Source organism: Anaerovorax odorimutans (genome assembly GCF_024459955.1).
Classification (GTDB): domain Bacteria; phylum Bacillota; class Clostridia; order Peptostreptococcales; family Anaerovoracaceae; genus Hominibacterium; species Hominibacterium odorimutans_A.
The window spans coordinates 1-25,871 of sequence record NZ_JANFXK010000025.1; the positions used below are offsets into that span (position 1 = coordinate 1).

Sequence of the window (25,871 nt, forward strand, 5' to 3'; positions counted from 1 at the left end):
CTGGGTGTATACCGAACAGAGAGACGGAAAACTGATGAACGTGGCCCTGGAGCTTCTGGGCGAGGGGCGCAGGCTGTCCCGGGAGATCAGCGGGGAAACGAAGGTGTGCGCGGTGCTGGTGGGCCATGAGACGGACCACCTGATCCAGGAGCTGTACGCCTACGGGGCCGACCGGATCTATCAGATCGACCATCCGCTGCTGGCCCATTACACCACCGACGGATACGCCAGGGCGATCACCGACGCCATCCGGCGGAAAAAACCGGAGATCGTGCTCTTCGGGGCCACCCACGTCGGAAGGGACCTGGCCCCCCGGATCGCCGCCAGGCTGGACACCGGCCTCACCGCCGACTGCACCAGACTGGACATCGACACCGCCGATTACATGGAGTACCTGGAAAAGAACACCACCGCCAGCCTGGCGGGGCTGGACGCGGATGACGGCGACAAGGGCCTCAAGCAGACCCGGCCGGCCTTCGGGGGCAACCTGATGGCCACCATCGTCACGCCCAGCACCCGGCCGCAGATGGCCACGGTGCGCCCGGGCGTCATGGAAAAGCTGGAGAAGGACGCGGGGAGGACCGGGGAACTGGTGAAGCTGGCTCCGGAGCTGGCCCCGGAGGACCTGCGGGTGGAAGTGCTGGAAGTGGTGAAGGAAGCCAAAGAACTGGTTTCCCTGACCGACGCCAGGATCATCTGCAGCGGCGGAAGGGGACTGGGGGACGCCTCGGGGTTCGCCCTCATGGAAGAATTCGCGAAAAAAGTGGGCGGCGTGGTGGGAGCCTCGCGCGCGGCCGTGGATTCCGGATGGATCGATCAGTCGCATCAGGTCGGGCAGACGGGCACCACCGTGAAGCCGAACATTTATTTTGCCTGCGGGATATCGGGGGCCATCCAGCACCTGGCCGGAATGCAGACCTCCGATATCATCGTGGCCATCAACAAGGACCCGGAAGCGCCGATGATGCAGCTGGCCGACTACGCCATCTGCGGCGACCTGAAAAAGGTCATCCCCGAGATCATCGCTCAGTGGGACGCCGAATAATGGAGGTGAGAGCATGACAAGAGAAGTTGTAATTGTAGACGGAGTCCGTACGGCTTTTGGCAGAATGGGCGGCGCCCTGAGGCCGTATACACCGGCACAGCTGGCAGGTATGACCATCAAAGGCCTTTGCGAAAAGACGGGGATACTGGAAAAAGGCGCCATAGATGCCGTATTCGCGGGGAGCGCGTCGGGAGACGTAAATACCCATAACCTTGCCAGATACGCCACATTGCTGGCAGGGCTTCCCTATGAGACATCATCCACATTTATAGAGATGCAGTGCGGTTCGTCCATCGCCTGTATCAACAATGCGGCCCTGCAGATTCAGGCCGGTCTTATTGATACGGCTGTCTGCGGCGGAGCGGAATCTCACAGCCAGACATATTACAAATATTCCACAGCCGTGGAACCATATAAAGCGATTGCTCCCGCAGCGGCGCCGCTGCGCCTCGCGCCGGACGATGCCGACGATATCTCTATGATTGCCATCTCCGACTTAATGGCTGAGAAGTGGGGCGTTGACAGACAGTCCTGCGACGAATTTGCGCTGAGGAGCCAGGAAAGAGCAGCGGCTGCTGTTGAAAAAGGATATTTCAAAGAAGAAATACTCCCTATTCCCGTAAAATACGGCAGGAAGGGGCCGGAAGTAACCGTAGATAAAGACGAACATCTGCGGCCGCAGACAACGATGCAGGGGCTGGAACAGCTGAAACCGGTATTCGCGGATGGCGTGACGACAGCCGGCAACTCCTCGGGAAGAAATGACGGCGCGGCATTTGTCCTCATGATGAGCAGAGAAAAAGCCGAAGAGCTGGGATATAAGCCGATGGCAAAATGGGTAGTGGGCCTGGATGTTGGCGTTGATCCTAAGATTATGGGAATCGGGCCGGCATACTCCAATTGCAAAATTTTAAATAAAATGGGTCTGAAAATGAACGACATTGATATCTATGAGTGTAATGAGGCCTTTGCTGCCCAGAATCTCAGTGTAATCAAGGAAATGGAAAATATGACCGGAGAGACGATGAACATGGAAAATTGGAACCCCAACGGGGGAGCTATCGCCTTCGGACATCCCAACGGAGCATCCGGCGCCAGAGTCTGCATCTTTGCCATGAAAGAACTGGTGCGGCGCGGCGGCAGATACGGAATGTTCTCTTCCTGCTGCGGCGGCGGGCTTGGTGTATCAACACTGATTGAAAACTTGCAGGGACGTTAGGAGGAAAGAGACAATGGATATTAAAAAAGCGGGCGTGGTAGGCGCCGGCATGATGGGTGCGGAAATTGCCTTATGCTTCGCACAGGCCGGAATCGAGACAGTCCTCAGCGACACTTCCCGGGAAATAGCGGAAAAAGGTAAAGAAAAGCAGACGGCGATCCTGGATAAAAGCATAAAAAAAGGAAAAATGGATGAGGCAGCAAAGGAAGCTTCTTTGGCAAAAGTAACGCCTACGGGAGATCTTTCCGATATGGCGGACTGCGACTTTATCGTAGAGGCCGTACTGGAAAATCTGGAAATTAAGCAGGGAATCTATAGACAGTTGGATGAAATCTGCAAAGAAAGTACAATCCTTGCCAGCAATACCTCCAGTATCTCCATTACAAAACTGGCATCAGCCGTGGGGGAAAAGAGAAAAGGTAAATTTATCGGCACCCACTTCAACTCACCTGCCAGCGTCATGAAGCTGGTGGAAGTCATCCCGGCCCTTTTGACCGATAATGAAACAGTTGACATTACCACCCAATTATTGCAGGACATCGACAAAGAGCCGGTAAAAGTAAAAGATGTGGTGGGCTTTGGCCTCAACCGTCTGTTCCACTGCTTTTATCTGGAGGCCTGCAGGCTGGTGGAAGAAGGCGTGTGTACGCCGGAGGATGTGGACAAAATCTGTAAATACGGACTGGGGCACCCGATGGGGATCTTCGCCCTTCTGGACATTACAGGACACGACCTCAATCAAAGCGTTGACCAGATCCTGTTTGAAGGTTACGGAGAACGCTTTCGGCCAAGTCCGGTAATCCAAAGACTGGTGGATTCGGGGAGACTGGGCAGAAAAACGGGCGCAGGCTTCTACGATTACAGTAAATAGGAGGCGGACCACATGGCACAGGTATTATTGAAAAAACAAGGAACCATCGCGATCATCAGCGTTGACAGACCGGAGGCTTTAAACGCCCTCAGCAGAAGTATCATTGATGAAATGGATGATCTGGTGGAAGAAGTTATGAAGGATCGGGACATTCGCTGTCTCATCCTTCATAGCAAGAAAAATTTTGCCGCAGGGGCGGATATTAAGAAGATGATCGAGTGCAATGAGCAGGAGGCGAGAGCCTTTCTCTTTTCCCCCACCTATAACAAGATCGCGGATCTGAGCATACCGGTCATAGCAGCCATTGAGGGTTACGCGCTGGGCGGCGGCATGGAGCTGGCTATGACGGCGGATATCCGCATTGCCGGTGAGGGCGCAAAGATGGGATTCCCGGAGGTGACACTGGGAATCATGCCCGGAGCAGGAGGAACGGTTCGCGTTCCAAGGATCATCGGCGAAGCCAGAGCGAAGGAACTGATTTTTACAGGCGACGTTATCACGGCAGAGAGGGCGGAGGCAATGGGCCTTGTCAATCGCGTGACTGCGGACGATCAGGTCTTTGATGAAGCTATGAAGCTGGCTAAAAAGCTGGCTAAAAGAGCGCCAATTGCTTTGGCCGCCGCTAAAGCTACAATCAGGTCGGGCCAGGAAGAGCCGGACCAAAACAAAAGTATTGACATTGAGGCAGCAAACTGGGCAAAACTTTTCACCACCGAAGACCAAAAAGAAGGTATGCGTGCGTTTCTCGAAAAGAGAAAGCCGGCCTTTCAGAACAAATAGCCAAGAGGAGGCGACACAATTATGACATCAAAAGAAATGCTCAATCATCTGGTGGCAAAGCACTATGAAGGTGCTCTGCAAGCTAAGAAAGAGGGACGACCCGTCGTCTGGGCCACTTCGATCTGCCCGCAGGAACTGCTGGAAACAATGGGTCTGGTGACCGTTTACCCAGAGAATCACGCGGCTGCCATCGGAGCAAGAAAAGAGGCGCTGACCTTTATTGAACATTCCGAGGCCGAAGGCTATTCCGCGGATATTTGTTCCTATGCCAGAGTAAACATGGGATACGCGGATATCCGACACGCCGAGGCGCAGGACATTCCGCTTCCGGATTTGATTTTCTGCTGCAGCAACATCTGCAATACGGTCATTAAATGGTATGAAAATCTGGCAAAAAAGCTGAATATACCGCTGATTATGTTTGACATGCCATTTAACCATACATACGAGGTGCCGGCCCACAGTGTAAAGTACATGAGGGGGCAGATCGAATATGCCATTAAGCAGCTGGAGGATTTTACGAAGAAGAAATTTGATTATGATAAGTTCGGTGAGGTTATGAAGCTTTCCAATGCTACCTGTGAGTGGTGGAAAAAAGCGACCGATTGGGCCAAAGTAAAACCATCGCCGTTAAACGGCTTTGATATGTTTAACTATATGGCGATGATTGTCTGCATGAGAGGTAACGAGGACGGACACAAGCTGTTCAAGCTATGGCACGATGAGATGGAGGCCAAAGCCAAGAAAGGAAAGGGACCCTGGAACTCCGCTGAGGAAAAGTATCGGATCATCTGGGACGGGATCGCCTGCTGGCCGCATCTGGCCGTAACCTTCAAAACTCTGAAAAAATACGGCATCAATATGGTAACGTCCACTTATCCCGAATCCTGGAATGTGCGCTACGAGACCAATGATCTTTCCGGTATGGCAAAGGCCTATGCATCCAACTATGCCAACCGCAATTTGGATTACGACACCGACAATATGAAAAAACTGGTCGATGATTTCAGCGTAGAGGGAATCGTTTATCACTCCAACAGAAGCTGCAAGCTGATGGACTTCCGCCAGTATGAGGTTCAGAGAAGAATCGCCGAAGCAACAGGAATTCCTTCAGTTGTGTTTGACGGAGACCAGACGGACCCCAGGAATTTCTCAGAGGCGCAGTACGAGACAAGAATCCAGGCGTTGGTCGAGATGATGGAAAAAAACAAGGAAGCGAAGAGGAGGGGTTAAGATGAGCTACCAGGATATTATTAAGAAATTAGAAACCGCGGCTCTCCACCCGGCAAAGACCGTTACCGAGCAGATTCGTAAGACCGGAAAGGACGCTTTCGGCTGTTTCCCGATCTACACGCCGGAAGAAATCATCTATGCGGCAGGTCTTCTGCCCGTAGGCATGTGGGGCGGAAAAACAGAGCTGAAGCTGGCGGATAAATACCTGCAGAGCTTTTGCTGCTCCATCATGCGCTCCAACATCGAATACGGCTTGAAGGGGACTTATAACATGCTGAAGGGAATTATCCTTCCTACCTTCTGCGATACGCTGAAATGTATCTGCGAAAACTGGAAGGCCGCGGTTCCCCATATACCCATCGTACCGATTGTTTATCCCCAAAACCGCAGCATTGACGCAGGTTTTGTATATATGACTGAGGAATTACAGCGGGTAAAGGGAGAAATGGAAAAAATAACAGGTCGTACACTCAGCGATGACGATTTGGAAGAAGCCTGGGAGCTTTACGAAGAATACCGACGGACCATGAGGGAATTTACCGATACGGCGGCCGAGTATCCTCAGATCATTGGAGCCAAGAGGAGGCATCTGCTTATTAAAGCCGGATACTTCATGGATAAAAGGGAATATACGCAGGATATACGTGAGATTATCGCTGGCTTGAAAGACGAAGAAAAGAAACCGTTTGCCGGAAACCGAGTGGTCGTCACCGGGCTTCTGGCGGAGCCCGCGGAGCTGCTGGATATATTTGAAGAAAATCAGCTGGCGTTTGCTGCCGATGACCTGGCTCAGGAATCGAGACAATTCCGCACTCCGGGAGGAACAGAGGGCAGCGTATGGCAAAGGATGGCCGGAAGAATCTGCGATCAGCGGGGAGATACCTTTCTCTATGAAGAGGAGAAATCCAGGGGACAGATGCTCATTGACATGGTGAAAGAGAAGGAAGCCGACGCAGTTGTAATCTTCATGATGAAGTTCTGTGATCCTGAGGAATTCGACTACCCAATCTATAAAAAAGAGCTGGAAGCAGCAGGCATACCGATGCTGTATCTGGAGATTGATCAGCAGATGGATTCCTTTGAGCAGATCAGAACCAGAGTTCAGAGCTTTGCGGAGATGCTTGCTTAAGAGGCAGGGACAACGCAGAAAGGGAAAGGACGATGTATTTAGGAATTGACATTGGCTCATCTTCATCGAAGGTTGCCATTTTAGACGAACAAAAAAGAATAGCGGCAGTCTCTGTTCTCAATCTGGGCACCGGAACAGACGCCTATGAAGAGGTGATGAAAGACGCAATGGAGCAGGCAGGGGCGCGCAAAGAAGATATCAAGTTCGTCGTTGCCACCGGTTATGGAAGAATCAATTTTAAGGGCGCCGATAAACAGATTACGGAGATTACCTGCCACGCAAAAGGCGCAAGCTTTCTAATGGAGGATATCCACACTATCATCGACATCGGCGGGCAGGACGCAAAAGCGATCAAGCTGGGCGAAAACGGGCAGGTGGCCAACTTTGTCATGAATGAAAAATGTGCTGCCGGAACCGGCCGCTTTCTGGAGGTCATGGCGAGAGTCCTCGGCTGCAGGATTGACGAACTATCATCCTTTGCCGAAAAATCCACAAAAGAAATATCGATCAGCAGCGTCTGCACAGTCTTTGCTGAGAGTGAAGTTATTTCAAGGCTTTCTGCGGGTGAAAAGGTATCAGATGTCGCGAGAGGCGCCCATATGGCTATTGCCAAACGTGTTATGGGCATGGCCGGAAGAGTCGGATACGAACCCAAAGTGGTCATGACCGGCGGTGTCGCTTTGAACCAGGATATGGTAAGATGTATGTCAAAGGAAATGGGCTGCGAGGTTGCGGTAGCCCCCTACTGCCAGGCAGTGGGTGCCATCGGAGCCGCGGTCTCGGCATACGATATCAGCCATAAAAAGGAGAAATAAAATGGAAACGATTAAAATGAATAAAAACCAGATTAAAGAAATCATCCCACACAGAGAGCCAATGCTTTTAATAGACGAGGTGCTGGAAATGGTACCCGGCGAGACAATCCGAACAGCCTTTTATCTGGATCCGGAGCTGGATTTTTTCCGGGGACATTTCCCGGGCGAGCCGGTGATGCCGGGCGTGCTGACCGTGGAATCCATGGCGCAGACCGCGGATGTGCTGCTTTTGTCCATGGACAAATACGCGGGCAAAGTGCCTCTTTTCATTGGCATTGATCAGGTGAAGTTCAAAAGAAAGATTGAGCCCGGCGATAAAATTGAGATTGAAGCAAAAATTGTGAAAGTAAACGAACCGAAAGCAGTCGTTACCTGTGAAGCTGTCGTCCATAATAAGGGCGAAGTCTCTACGACAGGACTGGTGACGCTGGCAATGCGCTGAAAAGCGCCGGACAGAAAGGACACTGATATAAGATGGACTGGAAAAAAACATATAGAGAAAGAACTGTCAGCGCTGAGGAGGCGCTGAGCCATATAAAATCAGGCGACAGTATCGTACCTGCTCACGCAGCGGCAGAGCCTCAGTACCTGATTAACAAACTGCTGGAAAGAAAGGACGAACTGCAGGGCGTAAGAATCAACCAGGGCCTTAACATAGGCGATGCGCCCTATGCGGCTCCCGAATACAAGGAGGCCTTTGTCAATGTGAGCTTTTTCTGCGGAAAAAACAACAGAAAATGCATCCAGGAGGGCAGAGGAGAGTTCCTGCCGATTCATTTTTATGCGCAGCCGCGGGCTATCCGTGAAGGAATCATGCCCTGCGATATCGCATTGGTGCAGGTGACGCCTCCCGATGAAAACGGCTATGTCAATATGGGAACCTCGTGCGATCAGACACGTGTAGCCATTGAGAAAGCAAGGGTATCTATCGCACAGGTCAATCACAAAATGCCTCACCTGTGCGGCGATACTCTGGTACACGTATCGGATATTGACTATTTCGTAGAGCATGACGAGGATATCTATGAGATCCCGCTCATCAGCAGCGACGATCCGGTAGCCGAAAAAATCGGCTATAATATTTCGACCCTGATTGAGGACGGAGCTACTCTGCAGATGGGGCAGGGAACCATTCCCAACGCGATTCTTAAGTTTCTGGAAAATAAAAAAGACCTGGGAATCCACACGGAGGTATTTTCCGATAATCTGATTCCCCTTGTAAAAGCGGGTATCGTTAACGGCAGAAAAAAATCCATTAACCGGGGAAAGATTACTTCCACCTTCGTGCAGGGAACAAAGGAATTGTATGAATATGTGGATAACAACAACATGATCCAGCTGATGCCGGTGGACTACACCAATGATGTCGCTGTCATTGCCCAAAACGATAATATGGTCGCTATCAATTCAGCATTGGAGGTGGACCTCATGGGGCAGGTGGTAGCCGATGCCATTGGCTCGAAAACCTTCAGCGGAGTGGGTGGACAGCTGGATTTTCTTCGAGGCGCTGAGCAGGCGAAAAATGGGAAACCGATTATTGCTCTGCCGTCAACGGCCAAAGGCGGCGAAATTTCCCGAATCTCCGCTGTACTCAAACCAGGAACTCCGGTCACTACCACAAGGCAGGACGTACACTATGTAGTTACGGAATACGGCATTGCCCATTTGTTTGGCAAATCTATCAAACAGAGAGCGGAAGCGCTAATCGGAATTGCCCATCCGAAATTCAGAGACCAGCTGAGAGAAGAATTTAACGACTATTGTAAATCAGCGGGCCAGATCTATTTTTAAGAAATACGACCTTCTTTTAACATTAACAATATATAAACAGAGAGAATGTCTCCAATCTTTGATCGGCAGACATTCTCTCTGTTTTCAATAATATAACGAAAAAAATTTGTTTTAGTGGTCCATTCGTACTTTTTGTTTTATAATAAAGAGTACGCATAAAAAGGCGCAAACGAAAAAATTTATTTAAAGGAGGATTTTACATATATGGAAGCACGTTTTCAGGAAATTTTAAACCATATAAAACAGCCCAAGGAGATACGGCTCAACAATATGCTGGACCCTTTCTTCCTGGGAGCCGATGAAGAGGAAATGACGGCGGACATTCTGTTCTGTACCCAGGAGTGGGAGTGGAATCAGAGGAACGAAATTCACGGAGGCGCGATCGCGTCCATGTTCGATACGGCAATGGGAGTCTGCGCGGCGGCCTTTCAGGGGCAGGGCAGCGTTTCCACCGCCGATCTGCAGGTCAGCTTTATCCGGCCTTTTCTCAGCGGAGCATTCATCTTTTCAACCCAGATTACCAGCATGGGCAAGACCCTGATCCGCGCTACCTGCGTAGCCAGGGAAAAACAGAGCGGTAAGATCGTAGCGACAGCTTCCGGAACATTCGTGCCATTCAAGAAATAAGCCGCAAGCCGTTTTTGACAATTCAGGGAGATAGACCACTATGTACGCAAAATATTTTGTTCTGTTTGCGATTCTGTTTACGGGATATTTTTTAAGAAGGATCAATTTTTTAGACGATAACATGAACCACGGGCTCAATAAGTTTATCGTCTATTTTGCTTATCCCTGCATGATCGTACATAACCTGGGCACGCTGGAGATGAACAGCCGGCTGGTTTTCAATTTCCTGCTCATGCTGCTCCTGACGCTGGCCTGTTTCTTTATCTACGCAGGCTACGAATACTGGTACTGCCGGCTGCGCAAGACGCCCCGGGAGCTTTCCCATATCGTGGAATTTTCCTCGTTTTGCCCCAACAATGGCTTTATGGGATTCCCCATTACGCTGCTTTTTTTCGGGGAAGAGGGCCTTTTCCTGATGCTGGCCCACAACGCGGCCATGAACTTTTTCTTCTTCGCCTATGGGGTCCGGCTGATGCGGCGCAACAAGGACGAGGTGAGAAAACGCACGCCCCGGGCTGTAATCCGGGCGATTCTCAAGGTATTGTTCAATCCCAATATCATTGCTTTGGTAATCGGATTTCTGGTCAGTGTGACCCACGTGGGACTGCCCGGGCCGGTGGATGAATATCTGCTGTATATCGGAAACGTTTCCACCCCTATGGCAATGATCTTCATCGGTTCCACGCTGGCAGGCTGCAATCTGCTGGAGATTGTAAAGGACCATATCGTCATCGAAGCGGCTGTCAACAAGCTGTTTTTGCTACCGCTTTTGACTTATGCTCTGACCGTATTCCTGCCCATTGATCCCCTGATTAAGGCGATGGTGGTGCTGGGATGCTGTTTCCCTGCCGCTGCGATGGTCTCCATGCTGGCCGAGCAGGAGGGCGAGGATCAGACCATGGCCAGCAAGATTTTATTTTTGAGCACCCTGATCTCTGTGGTGACGATTCCGCTGTCCATTAACATTATCAATCAGGTGATCCTGTAAGCAAATTAAAAGGGGAGCTATCGCATGAAGACGATAGCTCCCTTGTCTTATCTATTACAGAAGATGTTCAATTGCGGAAAAGAAATCCTTTTTGGTTTTTTCCAGCTTTTCTTCCGCGTCCTGCTTGCAGGTCCCGGCAATGCAGAAATAAAAACGAATCTTGGGTTCCGTACCGGAAGGTCTGGCTTTGATAAAGCCGCCGTTTTCAAAGGTAAGGCCCACAATGTTGACCTTGGGGAAATCCATATCCTGAAGCCGCCCGTCTTTCAGCTGCCTGCCTTGGCCGTAGTATTCCCGGCTGACGATTTTCTGCCCGCCCAGGCTGCTGCGATCATCCGCGCTGAGGAGTTCCATGATCTTTCCGATCCGCTCCTTTCCGTCCTTGCCCATCAGGGTACAGGCTACCTGCTCATCGAGGAAATAGCCGTACGTTTCAAAGAGATCTTCCAGGACATCCGGCAGGGTTTTTCCTTCCGTCGTCTTGTAATAGAGCGCCGCCTCCGCAACCAGCGCAGCTCCCAGGATCGCATCCTTATCTCTTGCGTAAGTTCCCTTCAGATATCCCAGGCTCTCTTCAAAGCCGAAGAGAAAGCTTCCTTTCCCGGCTTCTTCCATTTTTTTAATCTGCTCTCCGATGAATTTAAAGCCCACCGGAACCTTTTTCAGCGGCACGCCGAATCCCTCCGCCATCTTTTCCGTCAGAGCCGTGGAAACAATGCTCTGGAGCATGATGCCGTCCTCAGGCAGCAGGTTTTCCGCTTTCTGTGAGCCGATAATATAGTTGGCCAAAACCGCTCCCACCTGATTGCCTGTCAAATGCTGATATTTGCCGTCTCTGTCCCTGCACTGGACGCCGAGACGGTCCGAATCCGGGTCCGTGGCAAGGAGCAGATCCGCCTGCTGTTCTTCGGCGTACCTGAGGGCCAGCTCCCAGGCGCCGCTGTCCTCGGGATTGGGCACTTTCACCGTGGAAAATTCGGAATCCGGCTGCGCCTGCTCAGGCACTGTGAAGACCTGGGAAAATCCGTTGTCTGCAAGAATCCGCTCCACAAATACGCGGCCCGCCCCATGGAGCGGTGTATAGACGATTTTCAGGCTGCCGCCTTTTTCCTGATCCATTTTCGGATGAAGCAGCTGCTCCTGAACACAGGACATATAAGGGTCGTCCACATCCTTTCCCACCATCTGTAAAAGTCCTGATTTCAGGGCCTCGTCTTTAGAAAGGACAGGAACGTCCCAGCCGCACTGCGCCATTTTTTCCATGATTTTATCGGCCTGTGCGGGCGGAAGCTGCGCGCCGTCCTCCCAGTAGACTTTGTATCCGTTGTATTCTTTGGGGTTATGACTGGCTGTTACCATGACTCCGGCGATCGCACCCATGTACCGTATGGTAAAGGACAGCTCCGGCGTGGAACGAAGGGAGGAAAACAGATAGGATTTGATACCGTGGGCCGCCAGAACCAGCGCTGTTTCCAGAGCAAATTCTTCGGAAAAACGACGGGAATCATAGGCAATGGCTACGCCCCGCTGTTTGGCGTCTTCTCCGTGATCCGCGATGACCCGGGCAAAGCTTGCGGTCAGCCTGCGAATCAGGTAAATATTCATACGGTTGGTGCCGGCGCCCAGCATCCCCCGCATACCGCCGGTCCCGAATTCCAGATCGCAGTAAAACCGGTCCTCGATTTCCTTTTCATCGGTCAGGGCCGCCAGCTCAGCCCGGGTATCTTCGTCGAAATATGGGCTGGAAAGCCACTGCTGATAACGGTCATTGATTTCTTTATTTAACATATCTCTCTTCCCTCACTTCCTGAGTTGATGTGTGATATACTGAATATATTTAAGACACGGAGGTCCCATATGATTATAACATTGGATATCGGCGGAACAAAGACCCAATCCACATTTTGGGAAAACGGCGTGCCGGTGGAAACAAACAGGATCGACACCGGGTCGGTCACCGACATTAAGCAGCTGCTTTCCGCCGTCATCGGAGGAAGATCCGCAGAATGCCTGTGCATTGCCGCCGCAGGTCCTGTCCGGGGGTCTGTCCTGGAGTTGACCAATACCGGCCAGTGCATTGACCCTCTGCTGCTGAAAAAAGAGTTTCCCCAAATCCCCAATATCCTGCTGCTCAACGATCTGGAGGCTGTCGGATACTCCCTTGCCGCCCTTGGGGCGGATAACCTGCATCCTTTGAAGCCGGGGCGTCCGCAAAGGGGCACAAAGGCAGTGATTTCTTTAGGCACCGGTCTGGGCGTCTGTCTGGTGACTGCCGAAGGAGAAGTTCTCCCTTCGGAAGGCGGCCACATGGACTTTGCCCCCGGAAACCCGCAGCAGCAAAAGATTTTCTCCGTGCTGCGGAAAAAATACGGCCATGTCAGCTGTGAAAGGCTCCTTTCCGGGCAAGGTCTTGTCAACATCTACGCCGCCCTCACCGGAGCGTGGAATCTGTGCCCTCAGCAGGTTACAGAAAAAGCTTCCCGCAGAGAAGCGGCCGCCCTTGAAACTATGGCCTTATTCTCCCAGATCTTGGGAGCTGTCTGCGGCAGCTATGGGCTGATCTTTTTAGCATCGGGAGGGATCTATCTTGGAGGCGGCATTGCTCCCAAGATTTTGCCTCTGCTGGATCGAACAGCTTTTGAAAGGGCTTTTCTGGATAAGGGGCGGCTCAGGGATCTCCTGGAAGAGATACCGGTCCATGTCATACTGGATGAAATGGCTCCGTCCCGGGGAGCTGCCGTCTATGGCGCCAAACTATCGTCCGCTGTCTGATGCCCATTTGCGTACCTTTGATGCCAGCTCCCGGGTCAGCTGCTCAGGCTCCGCACGCCAGGTCCAGTTCCCTTCCGCCCAGCCGGGAACGTTCATCCGGCTTTCATCACCGAGGCCCAGCAAGTCCTGCAGGGGCGTGATAACCCAGGCACCGCTGCTTTTGTACAGTGATTCTATTATAGCATCACTCCCCCGGGGCTGGGTAGCATTTTCTTTGCGCCAGCCTTCAAGGGTCTGATTGTCGTGGGTTCCGGTGTAAAATACCTTGGCAGCAGCCTCCTGCTCCGTCAGCCGCGCCATTTCGTCCCGGGAAAACTGATAGACCAGCATGCCCGGATATCCGCACAGGGCTGCCAGATTTCGCGCCTGGCTGTCCAAAAGACCCAAATCCTCCGCCAAAATGGGAAGCGGGCCCAGCTTTTCTGTTAAGACATCAAAAAATTCTTTGCCAGGTCCGGGAAGCCATAGGCCTTCTTTTGCCGTTTTCCCCCGGGGTATCGCATAAAAGGATGAAAAGCCCCGGAAGTGATCCAGCCGCAGATAGTCAAAGCGCTTCATTGCCTGGGAAATACGCTGCTGCCACCAGGCGTACCCGTCCTTTTTCATCGTGTCCCAATCGTATAAAGGGTTTCCCCAATTTTGCCCGTTTTCGCTGAAATAATCCGCAGGTACTCCGGCTCCGGCCAGAGGCAGGCCGTCGTCCCCCAGAAGAAAAAGCTCAGGATGAGCCCAGGTGTCCGCGCTGTCAAGTCCCGTGTACAGCGGAAGATCGCCAATGATAGAGATCCCCTTGTCGTTGGCATATCTTTTAATGGCGTTCCAGCGGGTCCAAAATCGGAACTGCTGCTGCCGGACCGCCTCTAAAGACTGGGCATGATCCTGCCTGCATTGATCTAAATCCAGCCGGTCCCTCTGGGGCTGAGGCCAGCTTTGCCACGGCAGGCCGGCGAATTTTTTCTTAAGCACGGTATAAAGGGCGAAATCATCCAGCCAAAAGGCCTCGCGGCGGCAAAAATCCTCATAAGCCGCCGTATTGACAGTCTCAAAATCCCGGCAGGGTTCCATCAGGTCCGGGTTTCCCGCAAAGACGGCCGTACTGGAATAGGGGGAGCCTCCCTGGTCTCCTGTGGGATTGAGGGGGAGAATCTGCCAGAGCTTTTGCCCGCAGTCAGCCAGAAAATCGATAAAGGTTTCCCCATGGAGATCCATCCGGCCCGACGGCAGGGAGGAAATATGGCAGAGGACTCCCGCCCGGCGGCCCGGCAGGCGGGGCTGCGGCGAATGTTCCCGGCAATCCAGCACCATGGCCGATAAGGGCGGAAGCTCAACAGGCATAACCCCGTCCCGGGGTCTCAGCTCCTGGGAACGCAGCAGGTCCAGCACATATCCGATTCCCTTTTCCAATTTCAGCTCAAAGGAGACTTCGCCGAAGAGGTGGCGGTTGATAAGAACCAAAAGGCGCTGGCTGCCGCCGGAAAAATACCGCTCGCAGATAAATACATGCTCCCCTTCCCAGGAAAGGCGGTAATCGCCGTCCGTAAGGACCGGATACTGTTTTCTGAGGGCGGCCAGCATCCGGTAATGAGCCAAAAGTTCCTGATCCTCTTTTCCCCAGGGATAGGTTCCACGGTTATAGGGGTCCTCATATCCCTGGCAGCCGGCTTCATCCCCGTAGTATACGGCAGGGACTCCCGGAAGGGTAAACTGAAGGAGGGAGAGCAGCTTTAGCCGCTGCCTGGCCAGCTGGTATTTATCTTCCGGCAGCCGATAGGCTTCCTTCTGCCAGTCTTCAAGAGCCTGCGGGGGATCGCCCAGCAGGGTGAGGATACGGGGCTGATCGTGGCTTCCGATGAGATTGAAGGCGGCATAAAAGTTTTCCCGGGGATAATTTTCCGCCAGGCTCAATAGACCGCGCACCGTGTTTTCCGCCGGCTCGGCACCGCGCATATAATCCAGCAGAAGGCTGCGGAAAGGATAATTCATCGCAGCGTCCAGCTCTTCACCGAGAAGATAGCGCCGCCGTTTGCCGTAGCTGATTTTATTGCTGGCATCCTCCCATACTTCTCCGATGAGGACTCCGTCCGGGTTCTGACAGCGTCCAGCTTTTTTGATTTCCGCGATAAAGGTGTCGGGCAGCTCATCGGCCACATCCAGCCGCCATCCGCTGGCTCCGGCCTTCAGCCAATGGCGGATCACGCTGTCCTTTGCTGCGAACAGGAAATCCTGATAGGAGGGATCGTCCTTATTGACAGCCGGCAGATCCGTTACACCCCACCAGCAGCAATACTGGTCGGGAAAACGGGTAAACCGGTACCAGCTGTGGTAAGGTGAATCGGCCCCCTGACAGGCTCCCGGCTGCCGGTAATTTCCAAAGCGGTTAAAGTATTTGCTGTCAGCCCCCGTATGATTAAAGACTCCGTCGAGAATCAGGCGGATTCCCAGGCGGCGGGCATCCCGGGCCAGCCGGTGAAAGTCCTCCTCCGTGCCAAAGGATGGGTCGATCTGAAAATAGTCGGCAGTGTCGTACTTATGGTTGCTCCGGGCGGCAAAGATAGGATTAAGATAAATGGCGCCTATGCCCAGGCTCTTTAAATAAAGGAGCCGGCTGCGGATTCCTTCCAGGCTGCCCCCAAAAAAAGACCAGCGAGTGACTTCTCCCTGGGAATTCCGGGTGTAGAAAGGCGTGTCCTGCCAGCTCTGCTGAATGACGCGGGGTGGACCAAGCCAGTCCGGTCCGCGGTCAGCTCTTGCCTGTCTGTCCAGCCAGTCCGGATCGCGGGCAAAGCGATCGGGGAAGATCTGATAGACAACGGCGTTTTTGTACCACGCAGGAACCGGGCAGGGTGTATAGACCGTGATCTGAAAGGGGTGGGGGAGGCGGTCACAGAGGCATCCTTCTCCGCCCAGCCGCCGGCTGTTGTTGCCGTAATAAAGCTCCCGGCCGTATCCGTCGCTAATGATAAAGGAATACCAGCACAGAGACGGGACTGAAGAAATGACGGCTGAGACTGAAAAAAGCCGCCTTCCCTGAGAGCGTTCAGCAAGATCCATGGGAAGCCGGAGCTCATCTCCGTCCTCCTGCCGCAGATGCAGCACGCAGCTCAGGTCCGGGCCGCCGCCCTCAATCAAAAGGGACAGCGTGACCTGCGTCCCGGAGGGCACAGCGCCCTGCGGATCCCGGTAAGCCGTATCCTGTGAATTGTGGTAAGCGTTCATAAAACCTCCCTTCGCTGTGAAACAAGTTCCTGATAAAGTCCTGCGTATTTTTCCGCGGAGGCTTTCCAGGAAAAATCCTTTTCCATTGCCCGCCTGACAAGGGCCTCCCACGAAGCCTTATGATTGGAGAATATATCCAAAGCGCGCTTAATTGTAAAGAGCAGCTCGTGGGCGTTATAGTTGGCGAAGCTGAATCCATCGCCGGTCTCTTCATATTGGTTATAGGCGATCACGCTGTCGGCCAGACCGCCGGTTTCCCGGACAATGGGCACCGTTCCGTAGCGCATAGCCGCCATTTGCGAAAGGCCGCAGGGCTCGAATTTGGACGGCATCAGCAGCATGTCGGCCGCTGCGTAAAACCGGGAGGACATAGCGGGATCAAAGGTGATGCAGGCCCGCATTTTATGGGGCTGCCTCTCCTGACAGCTGCGGAAGGCGTTTTCATATTTGGCGTCGCCTACGCCCAGTACCGCCAGCTGGATGTTTTCGCAAAGCAGCTCATCCAAAATCCCCAGAATCAAATCCAGTCCCTTTTGTTCCGTCAGGCGGCTGACGATGACCAGCAGGGGAATGTCCGGATTTCCCTCCAGCCCCAGATCTCTCTGCAGTGATCGCTTATTGGCAGACTTGCCCCGCCGAAAATCCGCAGGACCGTAGGTTTCGCTGAGGTATTCATCACTGATGGGAGAAACTTTGTCCGTGTCGATACCATTGAGGATTCCGGAGAGAATTCCGCTGCGCCGCCGAAAGATTTCATCCAGCCCCTCGCCGTAATAGGCAGTGCGAATTTCTTCCGCATAGGTTGGGCTCACCGTGGTAAGCCGGTCGCTGTAACAGAGCGCGCCCCGCAGAAAACCAATCACATCGCCAAATAACAATTGATCTGCGGCGGACTTAACATTTGCCAGACCAAGGACGTCGGCAAGCATGGCCTTTGGAAAAATTCCCTGAAACTTCAGGTTGTGGACAGTAAAAACCACAGCAATGCGGCCATACGCCGGGAGGCCCATATACTGTTCCCGGAGAAAGACCGGAATGAGCCCGGTGTGCCAGTCGTTGCAGTGGAGTATGTCGGGAAAAAAGCCGGGCAGATGCTGCAGGGACTCTAAAACAGCCTTGCAGAAAAAGGCGACCCGCTCGCCCTCGTCATTATAGCCGTAAGCACCCGGTCGTTTGAAATAATATTCATTGTCTATGAAATAATAGACAACGCCTTTTTCTTCCAGCTTCTGTACCCCGCAATACTGCCGCCTCCATCCCAGGGGGACTTCAAATTCCGCAAGGGTTTCCATCCGGCTCTTATATTTATCAGGTATGGAGCTTAGCTTTGGCAGAATGGCCCGTGTCTGTGTTCCGGCCCGGCAGAGCGCCCCGGGAAGAGATCCGCCCACATCGCCGAGACCGCCCGTTTTGATAAAAGGATCGGCTTCAAATATGGCGTAGAGAACCTTGATGGGTTCAGCTTCTTTTGTTTTTTTCGTCATAAAAAATTCCTCTTCTTCATACTTGTTCGTTTTTTCCCATTACCAGCGGCGTGTAGTGGTTTCCACTGAGGCGGGTATCCCGGCCTACCCGTACAAATTTATCGCAGATCACGTTATCCAGGTAAGCTCCCTCGGCAATGTCGCCCTGCTGCATGATAACGCAGTTCTTGACCACCGCTCCTTTTCCGACGCGGACACTCCTGGAGAGAATGCTGTTTTCCACCGTTCCCTCGATCACGCATCCGCTGGAAATGAAGGAGTTGGATACATGACAGCCGGGCAGGTATTTAGAAGGGGGAGCGTCCTGTACTTTGGTAAAAATCTTTCTTCTGTTATCGAAAAGTTCGCTGCGGATCTCCGGCCTGAGCAGATCCATGGAACACTGCATATAGTTATATGTGCTGTCTATGGCCCCTACATAGCCATCAAATCGGTAAGAGGCGATCTTCATATCCACGATATTTTCATTGATAATCTCCAGCAGATCGACGTAACTCATAGTTTCATACCAGTCCATGAGAGCCAGCAGATCTTCCTGATTAATTATGAGTAAGTCCATAAACCAGGCGGCGTGGCCGGAGGCCTCCCGGCCAATTCCCAGCAGCCTGCCATCCTGGCCAAGATTAAGGAAGGGCCCCTGCTTCATATGGGCGTCGGAAATCTCCTTATAGGCCATCGTAACCTGGGCCCCGGACTCGCGGTGCTGTTTTACCAGGGGACGAAGGTCCATGCTGAAAATTTTATTGCTGGCGCTCACAACCACCAAATGGTCCCTGGCGCGGGCCAGATAAGGCCGGTTTTCAATGAAATCCCGCAGCAGGAATTTTCCTTCAAACCGTTTCATGCCGTAAATCGAACCGGGCAGAAAAAACAATCCTCCGCTTTTGCGGTCCAGGGACCAGTATTTGCCGTCTCCCAAGTGGTCGATGATGGAGCGGTAGCAATGGGAGGTGGTAATGCCCACAGAACGGATTTCAGAATGGACCATGTTGGACAGTGGAAAATCCACCACACGGTATCGACCTCCGAAAGGGATCGTGGCGACGGGCCGTCCTTCGGCCAGAGGGCCGAACCGGTTGTTGCTGTAATTGGTGGTAATCAATCCGATGACCTTATTCATGGGCTCCTCCTTTCTGACGGTTTCCTGCCAGCTCATTATCTCCGATGACCGTAATCTCCCGGCCTTTTCTGTTTCCCAGGACGGAATTGGCGGCTACTGTGGAATTTTCACCGACAATGCTGCGAAAGACCTGTGCGCCCTTTTTTACCGACGCGCCGGGGAGAAGAATAGAATCAGCCACACTGGCGCCTTCTTCAATGGAAACGTCAAAGCTGAGGATGGAGCTCTTCACATCCCCCAGGACACGGCTGCCATTGCAGATAAGACTGTTTTCAACGGCTGCGCCGTGTCCGATATAGTGAGGCGGATAGATGTTGGAGTTGCTGAAAATGCGCATATCCTCCTCAAAGATGTTGAACTGTGAATCGGGGTCCAGAAGCTCCATATTGGTATTGTAATAGCTGTCGATGGTCCCCACGTCCTGCCAATAGCCGGTGAAGGTGTAGGCGTAAAGCTTTTTCCCTTCGCCCAGGAGCATGGGAATGACGTTTTTTCCAAAATCGTGGTCTGACTGGGTGTCGAAACTGTCTTTTATCAGAGCCTCCTTTAGAACGTTCCAGTTGAAGACGTAGATCCCCATGGACGCCAGATTGCTGTCCGGGCAGCTGGGCTTTTCCGCGAATTTGCTGATTCTCCCGTCCCGGTCAGCGGTGAGGATTCCAAAACGGCCGGCATCCTCCCAGGCCACTTCCATAACCGATATGGTCAGATCGGCCCCGGTCTGTTTGTGGAAGTCCAGCATCAGGCTGTAATCCATCTTGTAAAGATGATCGCCGGAAATTACCAGCACATATTGGGGATCGTAGCTGTCAATAAAATCCACATTCTGAAAGATCGCGTCCGCCGTTCCCTGATACCACTGGCCGCCGGCTTCCGTGGCATAGGGCGGCAGGACAAAGACTCCGCCGTAGGCATCGTCCAGATCCCAGGCCGCTCCCGTGCCGATATAGGAATTGAGAAGCAAAGGCTTATACTGGGTCAGCACCCCTACGGTATGAATGTTGGAATTGGTGCAGTTGGACAGGCTGAAATCAATGATCCTGTACTTTCCGCCGAAGGCCACCGCGGGCTTGGCAATGTTTCTGGTCAGCGCTCCCAGACGGCTGCCCTGGCCGCCGGCCAGCAGCATCGCTACGCACTCTTGCTTTCTCATAATAAACCCTCCTTGGTAAAACGTTCCTGATGATTCATAAATCGTTATTTTACGTTCCAGATCTCTTCGGCATACTGTAAAACCGTCCGGTCGCTGGTGAAATAGCCGGCCTTCGCTATATTGGCCAGAGACATGCGGTTCCATTTCCTCCTGTCTTCAAAGGCTTCGCCCGCCCGGAAAAAGGTTTTCAGATAGTCCTCAAAATCGGCAAGTACGAAGTATTCATCGTTATAGCGGATAAGCGCATCGTGTATACTCCAAAAGGCATCTGTCTGCCCGCCGAAGAATCCGTTGACCAGCTGATCGGTAATCTGCGCCAGATCCGGCAGCCGGCGGCAGATATCCTGTGAATGGTAATCGCCCCGAAACCCATATTCGGCGACTTCCCGGGCAGAGAGACCGAAAATGAAGATGTTGTCATCGCCTGCCAGCTCATGAATCTCCACGTTGGCTCCGTCCATGGTACCCAGGGTGACGGCGCCGTTGAACATAAATTTCATGTTGCCGGTACCGCTGGCCTCCTTGCCGGCGGTGGAGATCTGTTCGCTGATGTCCGCCGCGGGATAGATCAATTGCCCCAGACTTACTCCAAAGTTTTCAAGAAAGACGACCTTGATCTTTTCACTGACCTGGGGGTCGCTGTTGACCTTATCTGCCAGCGCATGGATCAGCCGGACAGTTTCCTTGGCAAACTCATAGCTTTGGGCCGCTTTTCCGGAAAAAATAAAGGTATGAGGGTGCAGGTCCATATCCGGGTCCCGTTTCAGCCGGTTATAAAGATGCATTATCTTAAAGATATTGAGAAGCTGGCGTTTATATGCGTGAATTCGCTTTACCTGCACGTCAAATAGGGATGCGGGATCTATGATAATTCCGCTGCTTTCCTTGATATACGAGGCCAGGCGGCATTTGTTGCCATATTTGATTTTTTCCAGCTCATCAAGGAAGGCGCTGTCATTTCCGTAAGGAAGCAGGTTTTCCAGCTGTCCGGCGTCAGAGATCCAGCCGCTGCCTATGGCGGAAGTAATCAGCTCGCTGAGATCGGGGTTGGATTCCAATAAAAAGCGGCGGTGGCTGACGCCGTTGGTCTTGTTGTTGAATTTCTGAGAATCTCTGTGGCAGAAAGCTTTAAAAACGTCATTTTTAAGAATATCGGTGTGGATGGCGGCTACGCCGTTTACGGAATGACTGCCAATTATGGACAGATTGGCCATGCGGACCTGTCCGTCCCAGAGAACGGCGGAGGAGGAAAGGCGTTCCTGCCAGCCGGGGAGGCTGCGGTCAAAGCTTTCGCGGTAACGGCGGTCGATTTCTTCGATAATCATGTAGACCCGCGGCAGCAGCTGCTGCATCAGGCCGATGGGCCATTTTTCCAGGGCTTCCGGCATGATGGTGTGGTTGGTGAAGGATATGGTTTTGGTGACAATGTCCCATGCGTCGTCCCATTCCAGATTTTCCTGATCCAGGAGAAGGCGCATCAGCTCCGGGACACAGAGGGCCGGGTGGGTGTCGTTGGTGTGGATGGCGACCCGGTCAGGGAAAGCGCGCCATGCGGAAGCTCCGTATTGGTGCTTGTAATGGTCGATAATGGAAGCGATACCGGCGGCTGTCAGAAAGTATTCCTGCTTTAGCCGCAGCTCTTTTCCGGCGGGAGTCGTGTCATCGGGATAAAGGATGGCGGTGATGGCTTCAATTTCGTTGCGTTCCCGTACCGCTTCGCTGTATTCACCGCGGCTGAAGGCCGCAAGGTCGATCTTTTCTTCCGGCGGTTCGGCCTGCCAGAGGCGCAGCATGTTGACGGTTTTTCCTCCATAGCCGACGATGGGGACATCGTAGGGAACTGCCAGCACGGTTTGGTAGGCGGTATGCTCGAAAGAGATTTTTCCGTTTTCAAAAGTGCGTTCAACTCTGCCGCCAAAGCGTATCTGCCTTGCGCTGTCCCAGTTGCGAATTTCCCAGGGATAACCGTTGACCAGCCAGGGGTCCGGTTCTTCGGTCTGTTTCCCATTTTCGATCTTCTGCTTGAAGAGGCCGAAGCGGTAGCGTGCGCCCATTCCTGTCGCGGCGATATCTTCAAATGCCATGGAATCAAGAAAGCAGGCTGCCAGCCGCCCCAGGCCGCCGTTGCCCAGTCCGGGATCCGGCTCCATGCGGCTCAGCTCATCCAGATCCTCGCCCAGATCTTTCAGCCCGGCCCGCACCGTGGCCTCTGCGCCAAAGTTAATCAGGTAGTTGGTAAGAAGCCTCCCTAAAAGAAACTCCATAGAAAAGTAGTAGACTTCCTTGCGCCGAAGGGTGCTGTGGCGTAAGCGGGTTTCCGCATGAAGCTTTGCCGCCCGGCTGCAGATCATCTTTGCCAGGACCTCGTATTTTTCCCTCCGGGTACATTCCCCAAAAGGCTTTGCCATTGTTTCGCTTACTTCCGCCAGATACTGCTCCTTAAAATCCTCTTTTCCCGAAAACATAATTGTTGGTGTCCTCCTTTGATTTTGCCGGTCCCTTTCTTTGCGGGCAGAAGGAAAGGATCATTCCGCCGACCGGGGGAACGGAGACCTCAATGTGCTGCTTCTGTCCGTGGTATTCCCCCTTTGCCGATTGGAGGGGCCCGGGGTTGATATGACCGCTTCCGCCGAATTCTGCCGCATCTGAATTGAATATCTCCCGGTAGGTACCCGGCTCAGGCACGCCTATTCTGAAAGCTTCATAGGTATGGGGCCGGAAGTTGAGCAGGATTACTGAAAAGTTTTCCGGGTCCTTTCCCTGACGCCTGAACACCAGAATGCTTTGTCTCCGGTTATCCGCGTCAATCCATTCATAACCACTCCAGGTGTAGTTCTGCTCCCAGAGAGGGGTTTGCTCAAGGTAACAATGGTTGAGAGCTTTTACAAACCGCAGATGCTTCGCGTGGGCCTCATAGTCCAGCAGAAACCATTCAAGCCCTTCATAAAAGCGCCATTCGATGAACTGGCCGAACTCGTTTCCCATGAAGTTAAGCTTTGCCCCGCTGTGGCACATCTGATACAGCAGCAGAAGCCTCAGCCCTGCAAACTGACGCCAGTAGTCGCCTGGCATACGGCCGATCAGCGAGCGTTTGCCGTGGACCACTTCATCGTGGGACAGCGGCAGAATAAAATTTTCGTTAAAGGCGTACATCATGGAAAAGGTCAGCAGATCGTGGCCGCCCTCCCGGAAGGGGAAATCCAGCGCGCAGTATTTGAGCGTATCGTTCATCCAGCCCATATCCCATTTGTAGTGAAAGCCCAGGCCGCCTTCCCCGGGAGGATAAGTCACAAGAGGCCAGGCGGTGCTTTCTTCTGCGATGGTGAATACATCGGGAAAGAGGCGGCCTATAGTCTCATTGAGCTTTTGCAGAAAGGCTTTGGCATGGAGATTTTCTTCCCCGCCCTGCGCATTGTATTTTTTCTGACTGGGGTCATCGATCCCGTAGTTGAGATAGAGCAGGCTGCTGACGCCATCTACCCGCAGGCCGTCAACATGATACTCCTCCAGCCAGAACACGGCGCTGCTGACGAGGAAACTCACCACCTGGGGGCGGCTGTAATCAAAGTTGAAGGTCCCCCATTCCGCATGTTCTTCGGATTCGTAAAGCTTGGAGCCGTTGAAACGGCACAGGCCATGGGCATCGCGGCAGAAGTGGCCGGGCACCCAATCCAGGATTACCCCGATGCCCGCCCGGTGCAGGCAGTCGATCAGGTATTTGAAGTCCCGGGGCGATCCGTAGCGGCTGGTGGGGGCGTAATAGCCGGTAATCTGATATCCCCAGGAACCATCAAAGGGATGCTCCATCACCGGCATCAGCTCCACGTGGGTATATCCCATATCCCTGACGTAGGAAGTCAGTTCCTTTGCCAGCTGGCGATAAGCGTAGAATTCAGGCTCCTGGGAATCCTTTGCACGCGGCTTTTGTTTCCAGGAACCCAGATGGACTTCGTAGATATTCATGGGTTTTTGAAAATGAGACTGATTTTTTCGCGCTTTCATCCAGCCATCGTCGGACCAGGCGTAGGAGAGGTCTGTCAGACGGGAAGCAGTGCCCGGACGTTTTTCAGCAAAAAACGCAAAGGGATCGGCCTTGTAAAGATACTGCCCCGCAGAGGTTTCAATCAGGTATTTGTAGAGCATACCTTCCCGGGCGCATGGGACAAAAGCTTCCCAGACTCCTTTCGCAGACGTTTCTTCCATAAAAAAGGTCCGGCCCTGCCAGTCGTCAAAATCTCCAGTGACCCTTACGCTTTTCGCATGGGGCGCCCAGAGCGCGAATCGGTAGCCGTTTTTTCCGCAGCGCCGTTCCTTGTGGGCGCCGAAATTTTCATAACAGCGAAAGCTGCCGCCCTTCTCAAAACGGGCAAGATCTTTTTCGTCCAATGTGCTGCGCTGCGTCATATGTCGCCTTCTTTCTTTATAAAATCCATGCAGAGGAAATCCGAAAACCTAAATTAGATATTATGAAAGCCGGCCTCAAAATATGAGTACCGGCTTTTAATTTTTGGTGTTAATAGTCCACCTGCAGGGTTTCTTTTCGTCTCAGGATATCCAGCCGGGCCAGTTCTTCGGCCCGCTCCAGGAGCTGCCCCTTGGACACTTCCGAAAGCCGCGAATAAAGCTTCAGCAGCTGACGTTCATTCTTGGAAAGATTCTGGTGGAGGAAGTAATCGCTTAAAACCGATTGAACATCGCACTTTACCAGAACGTCCATTGCGACGTGGTAAAACTGTGAGAGCAAATAAAGTGTATGGAGGTCCGGCAGACGCTCGCCCTGTTCGAGCTGACTGTAGGATGATCTGCAGAGCCCGATTTTCGTGGCCAGCTCCGTCTGACTGAGCCGTACGGTCCTTCTCAGTATCTGCAGGTTCCTGGAAAGTCTTAAATGGTCATCAATTCGCATAAACACCTTCTTCCTTCAATACATGAACCATAATTTAAAAAAATTATGCCTGTATAGATGACAAATTTCGACAAAAAGCCTTGAGTTTCGACAAAAAATATAAAATTTTCCAGAAATTCTCTTTAAAGATATAGAAATTTACGCCTAAAGTTTATTTCAGTGGAGAATGAGGATACTAGACTGTAAGTAGAGAAAACTGTAACTAAGGGTGGAAACTGTTTCCGGGAGGAAGAACAATGAAGAAAAAGACTAATTTAAAAGAGATCGATCTAAAGAAAATGGGAAGAAGAATCCGGACTCAGCGCGAGGCTATCCATATGACGAGAAGCCGGCTGGCAGCCAAGCTGGGTGTTTCCAGTAAGTTTGTGGCGGATATTGAATATGGTGATAAAGGCGTTTCGATTCAAACGCTGTACAGGCTGAGTCAGATTTTGAATCTGAGCGCTGATTATATTTTGGCCGGAGATAAAGCGGTGAGCGGCAATGAGGACCCTGAGACCGAGAGGATCAAGGAGAATATCATGGGACCTCTTTCCGCCTGCTCCGTAGAGCAGCTGAAGTGCATGGAGCAGATTGCCAGGTATTATGTGGAAGGCATCGTAGGCAAGGAAGAGTAAGAGTTTTAGAATACTAAAAAAATTGCATGTACTGTGGTATTGAATTATAATACGGGTAACTGATGCACCGCAAAATAAAAAGGATAAGGGAAAACCTTACGGAAA

General features: G+C 52.4%; 21 protein-coding genes. 13 read left to right on the forward strand and 8 right to left on the reverse strand.

Annotated elements, in window-relative coordinates:
• From NE619_RS16150 to NE619_RS16200, 11 genes are all read left to right on the forward strand, one after another.
• Window positions 1–1,045: electron transfer flavoprotein subunit alpha/FixB family protein (locus NE619_RS16150; protein WP_256133496.1), on the forward strand; the 1,045-nt coding region annotated here is incomplete at its 5' end.
• A gap of 13 nt (window positions 1,046–1,058) precedes the next feature.
• Complete coding sequence (locus tag NE619_RS16155) at window positions 1,059–2,264, forward strand: thiolase family protein (RefSeq protein ID WP_256133497.1); 1,206 nt, start codon at window positions 1,059–1,061, stop codon at window positions 2,262–2,264.
• A gap of 13 nt (window positions 2,265–2,277) precedes the next feature.
• Window positions 2,278–3,135 carry a 3-hydroxyacyl-CoA dehydrogenase family protein gene (locus NE619_RS16160; protein WP_256133498.1) on the forward strand — a complete coding sequence of 286 codons (858 nt, stop codon included), beginning with the start codon at window positions 2,278–2,280 and terminating at the stop codon, window positions 3,133–3,135.
• Window positions 3,136–3,147: 12 nt separating this feature from the next.
• A complete protein-coding gene (locus NE619_RS16165; RefSeq protein WP_256133499.1) occupies window positions 3,148–3,915 on the forward strand; it encodes an enoyl-CoA hydratase/isomerase family protein in 768 nt (255 codons plus the stop codon).
• Window positions 3,916–3,936: 21 nt separating this feature from the next.
• Complete coding sequence (locus NE619_RS16170) at window positions 3,937–5,148, forward strand: 2-hydroxyacyl-CoA dehydratase subunit D (RefSeq protein ID WP_256133500.1); 1,212 nt, start codon at window positions 3,937–3,939, stop codon at window positions 5,146–5,148.
• A gap of 1 nt (window position 5,149) precedes the next feature.
• Entirely contained in the window at window positions 5,150–6,277 is a 1,128-nt protein-coding gene (locus NE619_RS16175) for a 2-hydroxyacyl-CoA dehydratase subunit D (protein WP_256133501.1), read from the forward strand.
• A gap of 32 nt (window positions 6,278–6,309) precedes the next feature.
• Window positions 6,310–7,092 (forward strand): acyl-CoA dehydratase activase, encoded by a 783-nt coding sequence (locus NE619_RS16180; RefSeq protein WP_256133502.1) that lies wholly within the window; start codon window positions 6,310–6,312, stop codon window positions 7,090–7,092.
• A gap of 1 nt (window position 7,093) precedes the next feature.
• Entirely contained in the window at window positions 7,094–7,534 is a 441-nt protein-coding gene (gene fabZ / locus NE619_RS16185; RefSeq protein WP_256133503.1) for a 3-hydroxyacyl-ACP dehydratase FabZ, read from the forward strand.
• A gap of 32 nt (window positions 7,535–7,566) precedes the next feature.
• Window positions 7,567–8,883 (forward strand): acetyl-CoA hydrolase/transferase family protein, encoded by a 1,317-nt coding sequence (locus NE619_RS16190; protein ID WP_256133504.1) that lies wholly within the window; start codon window positions 7,567–7,569, stop codon window positions 8,881–8,883.
• Between the two features lie 204 nt (window positions 8,884–9,087).
• Window positions 9,088–9,510 carry a PaaI family thioesterase gene (locus NE619_RS16195; protein ID WP_256133505.1) on the forward strand — a complete coding sequence of 141 codons (423 nt, stop codon included), beginning with the start codon at window positions 9,088–9,090 and terminating at the stop codon, window positions 9,508–9,510.
• A 40-nt stretch (window positions 9,511–9,550) separates the two neighbouring features.
• Window positions 9,551–10,498, forward strand: a complete 948-nt coding sequence (locus tag NE619_RS16200; protein WP_256133506.1) for an AEC family transporter — start codon at window positions 9,551–9,553, stop codon at window positions 10,496–10,498.
• Between the two features lie 54 nt (window positions 10,499–10,552).
• Here NE619_RS16200 and NE619_RS16205 read toward each other — a convergent pair whose 3' ends face one another.
• Window positions 10,553–12,286 carry a phospho-sugar mutase gene (locus tag NE619_RS16205; RefSeq protein ID WP_256133507.1) on the reverse strand — a complete coding sequence of 578 codons (1,734 nt, stop codon included), beginning with the start codon at window positions 12,284–12,286 and terminating at the stop codon, window positions 10,553–10,555.
• 69 nt (window positions 12,287–12,355) lie between these two features.
• On the opposite strand from NE619_RS16205, the gene NE619_RS16210 reads away from it, so the two are divergent.
• On the forward strand, window positions 12,356–13,270 hold the full coding sequence (locus tag NE619_RS16210; protein ID WP_256133508.1) for a glucokinase: 915 nt from the start codon (window positions 12,356–12,358) through the stop codon (window positions 13,268–13,270).
• Here NE619_RS16210 and NE619_RS16215 read toward each other — a convergent pair.
• The 7 genes from NE619_RS16215 to NE619_RS16245 form a co-directional block, all read right to left on the reverse strand.
• Window positions 13,253–16,486, reverse strand: a complete 3,234-nt coding sequence (locus NE619_RS16215) for a 4-alpha-glucanotransferase (protein ID WP_256133509.1) — start codon at window positions 16,484–16,486, stop codon at window positions 13,253–13,255. The two genes, NE619_RS16210 and NE619_RS16215, sit on opposite strands and share 18 nt — an antisense overlap.
• Window positions 16,483–17,970 carry a glycogen synthase GlgA gene (gene glgA / locus NE619_RS16220; protein WP_305146663.1) on the reverse strand — a complete coding sequence of 496 codons (1,488 nt, stop codon included), beginning with the start codon at window positions 17,968–17,970 and terminating at the stop codon, window positions 16,483–16,485. The genes NE619_RS16215 and glgA overlap by 4 nt, the downstream gene beginning before the upstream one ends.
• Window positions 17,971–17,986: 16 nt before the next feature.
• Complete coding sequence (gene glgD / locus NE619_RS16225; protein ID WP_256133510.1) at window positions 17,987–19,090, reverse strand: glucose-1-phosphate adenylyltransferase subunit GlgD; 1,104 nt, start codon at window positions 19,088–19,090, stop codon at window positions 17,987–17,989.
• Window positions 19,083–20,243: a glucose-1-phosphate adenylyltransferase gene (locus NE619_RS16230; RefSeq protein ID WP_256133511.1), complete on the reverse strand. Its 1,161-nt coding sequence runs from the start codon at window positions 20,241–20,243 to the stop codon at window positions 19,083–19,085. The genes glgD and NE619_RS16230 overlap by 8 nt, the downstream gene beginning before the upstream one ends.
• 44 nt (window positions 20,244–20,287) lie before the next feature.
• Window positions 20,288–22,708, reverse strand: coding sequence for a glycogen/starch/alpha-glucan phosphorylase (locus NE619_RS16235; protein WP_256133512.1), 2,421 nt, complete (start codon window positions 22,706–22,708; stop codon window positions 20,288–20,290).
• Window positions 22,683–24,647 (reverse strand): 1,4-alpha-glucan branching protein GlgB, encoded by a 1,965-nt coding sequence (gene glgB, locus NE619_RS16240; protein WP_256133513.1) that lies wholly within the window; start codon window positions 24,645–24,647, stop codon window positions 22,683–22,685. Before glgB ends, NE619_RS16235 begins: the two co-directional genes overlap by 26 nt.
• Window positions 24,648–24,756: 109 nt before the next feature.
• Window positions 24,757–25,149, reverse strand: a complete 393-nt coding sequence (locus tag NE619_RS16245; protein ID WP_256133514.1) for a helix-turn-helix domain-containing protein — start codon at window positions 25,147–25,149, stop codon at window positions 24,757–24,759.
• A 236-nt stretch (window positions 25,150–25,385) separates the two neighbouring features.
• Here NE619_RS16245 and NE619_RS16250 point away from each other — a divergent pair, with 236 nt between their 5' ends.
• Window positions 25,386–25,766, forward strand: coding sequence for a helix-turn-helix domain-containing protein (locus NE619_RS16250; protein ID WP_256133515.1), 381 nt, complete (start codon window positions 25,386–25,388; stop codon window positions 25,764–25,766).
• Window positions 25,767–25,871 lie beyond the last annotated feature (105 nt).

What these genes read in the sequence shown, in the direction of transcription:
- NE619_RS16175 (WP_256133501.1), top strand. Translation starts at nt 5,150, where the DNA reads ATGAGCTACCAGGATATTATTAAGAAATTAGAAACCGCGGCTCTCCAC.
- NE619_RS16250 (WP_256133515.1), top strand. Translation starts at nt 25,386, where the DNA reads ATGAAGAAAAAGACTAATTTAAAAGAGATCGATCTAAAGAAAATGGGA.
- NE619_RS16235 (WP_256133512.1), bottom strand. Translation starts at nt 22,708, where the DNA reads ATGTTTTCGGGAAAAGAGGATTTTAAGGAGCAGTATCTGGCGGAAGTA.
- fabZ (WP_256133503.1), top strand. Translation starts at nt 7,094, where the DNA reads ATGGAAACGATTAAAATGAATAAAAACCAGATTAAAGAAATCATCCCA.
- glgD (WP_256133510.1), bottom strand. Translation starts at nt 19,090, where the DNA reads ATGAATAAGGTCATCGGATTGATTACCACCAATTACAGCAACAACCGG.
- NE619_RS16200 (WP_256133506.1), top strand. Translation starts at nt 9,551, where the DNA reads ATGTACGCAAAATATTTTGTTCTGTTTGCGATTCTGTTTACGGGATAT.
- NE619_RS16205 (WP_256133507.1), bottom strand. Translation starts at nt 12,286, where the DNA reads ATGTTAAATAAAGAAATCAATGACCGTTATCAGCAGTGGCTTTCCAGC.
- NE619_RS16245 (WP_256133514.1), bottom strand. Translation starts at nt 25,149, where the DNA reads ATGCGAATTGATGACCATTTAAGACTTTCCAGGAACCTGCAGATACTG.
- NE619_RS16160 (WP_256133498.1), top strand. Translation starts at nt 2,278, where the DNA reads ATGGATATTAAAAAAGCGGGCGTGGTAGGCGCCGGCATGATGGGTGCG.
- NE619_RS16190 (WP_256133504.1), top strand. Translation starts at nt 7,567, where the DNA reads ATGGACTGGAAAAAAACATATAGAGAAAGAACTGTCAGCGCTGAGGAG.
- NE619_RS16210 (WP_256133508.1), top strand. Translation starts at nt 12,356, where the DNA reads ATGATTATAACATTGGATATCGGCGGAACAAAGACCCAATCCACATTT.
- NE619_RS16230 (WP_256133511.1), bottom strand. Translation starts at nt 20,243, where the DNA reads ATGAGAAAGCAAGAGTGCGTAGCGATGCTGCTGGCCGGCGGCCAGGGC.
- NE619_RS16165 (WP_256133499.1), top strand. Translation starts at nt 3,148, where the DNA reads ATGGCACAGGTATTATTGAAAAAACAAGGAACCATCGCGATCATCAGC.
- NE619_RS16215 (WP_256133509.1), bottom strand. Translation starts at nt 16,486, where the DNA reads ATGAACGCTTACCACAATTCACAGGATACGGCTTACCGGGATCCGCAG.
- NE619_RS16195 (WP_256133505.1), top strand. Translation starts at nt 9,088, where the DNA reads ATGGAAGCACGTTTTCAGGAAATTTTAAACCATATAAAACAGCCCAAG.
- NE619_RS16155 (WP_256133497.1), top strand. Translation starts at nt 1,059, where the DNA reads ATGACAAGAGAAGTTGTAATTGTAGACGGAGTCCGTACGGCTTTTGGC.
- glgB (WP_256133513.1), bottom strand. Translation starts at nt 24,647, where the DNA reads ATGACGCAGCGCAGCACATTGGACGAAAAAGATCTTGCCCGTTTTGAG.
- glgA (WP_305146663.1), bottom strand. Translation starts at nt 17,970, where the DNA reads ATGACGAAAAAAACAAAAGAAGCTGAACCCATCAAGGTTCTCTACGCC.
- NE619_RS16170 (WP_256133500.1), top strand. Translation starts at nt 3,937, where the DNA reads ATGACATCAAAAGAAATGCTCAATCATCTGGTGGCAAAGCACTATGAA.
- NE619_RS16180 (WP_256133502.1), top strand. Translation starts at nt 6,310, where the DNA reads ATGTATTTAGGAATTGACATTGGCTCATCTTCATCGAAGGTTGCCATT.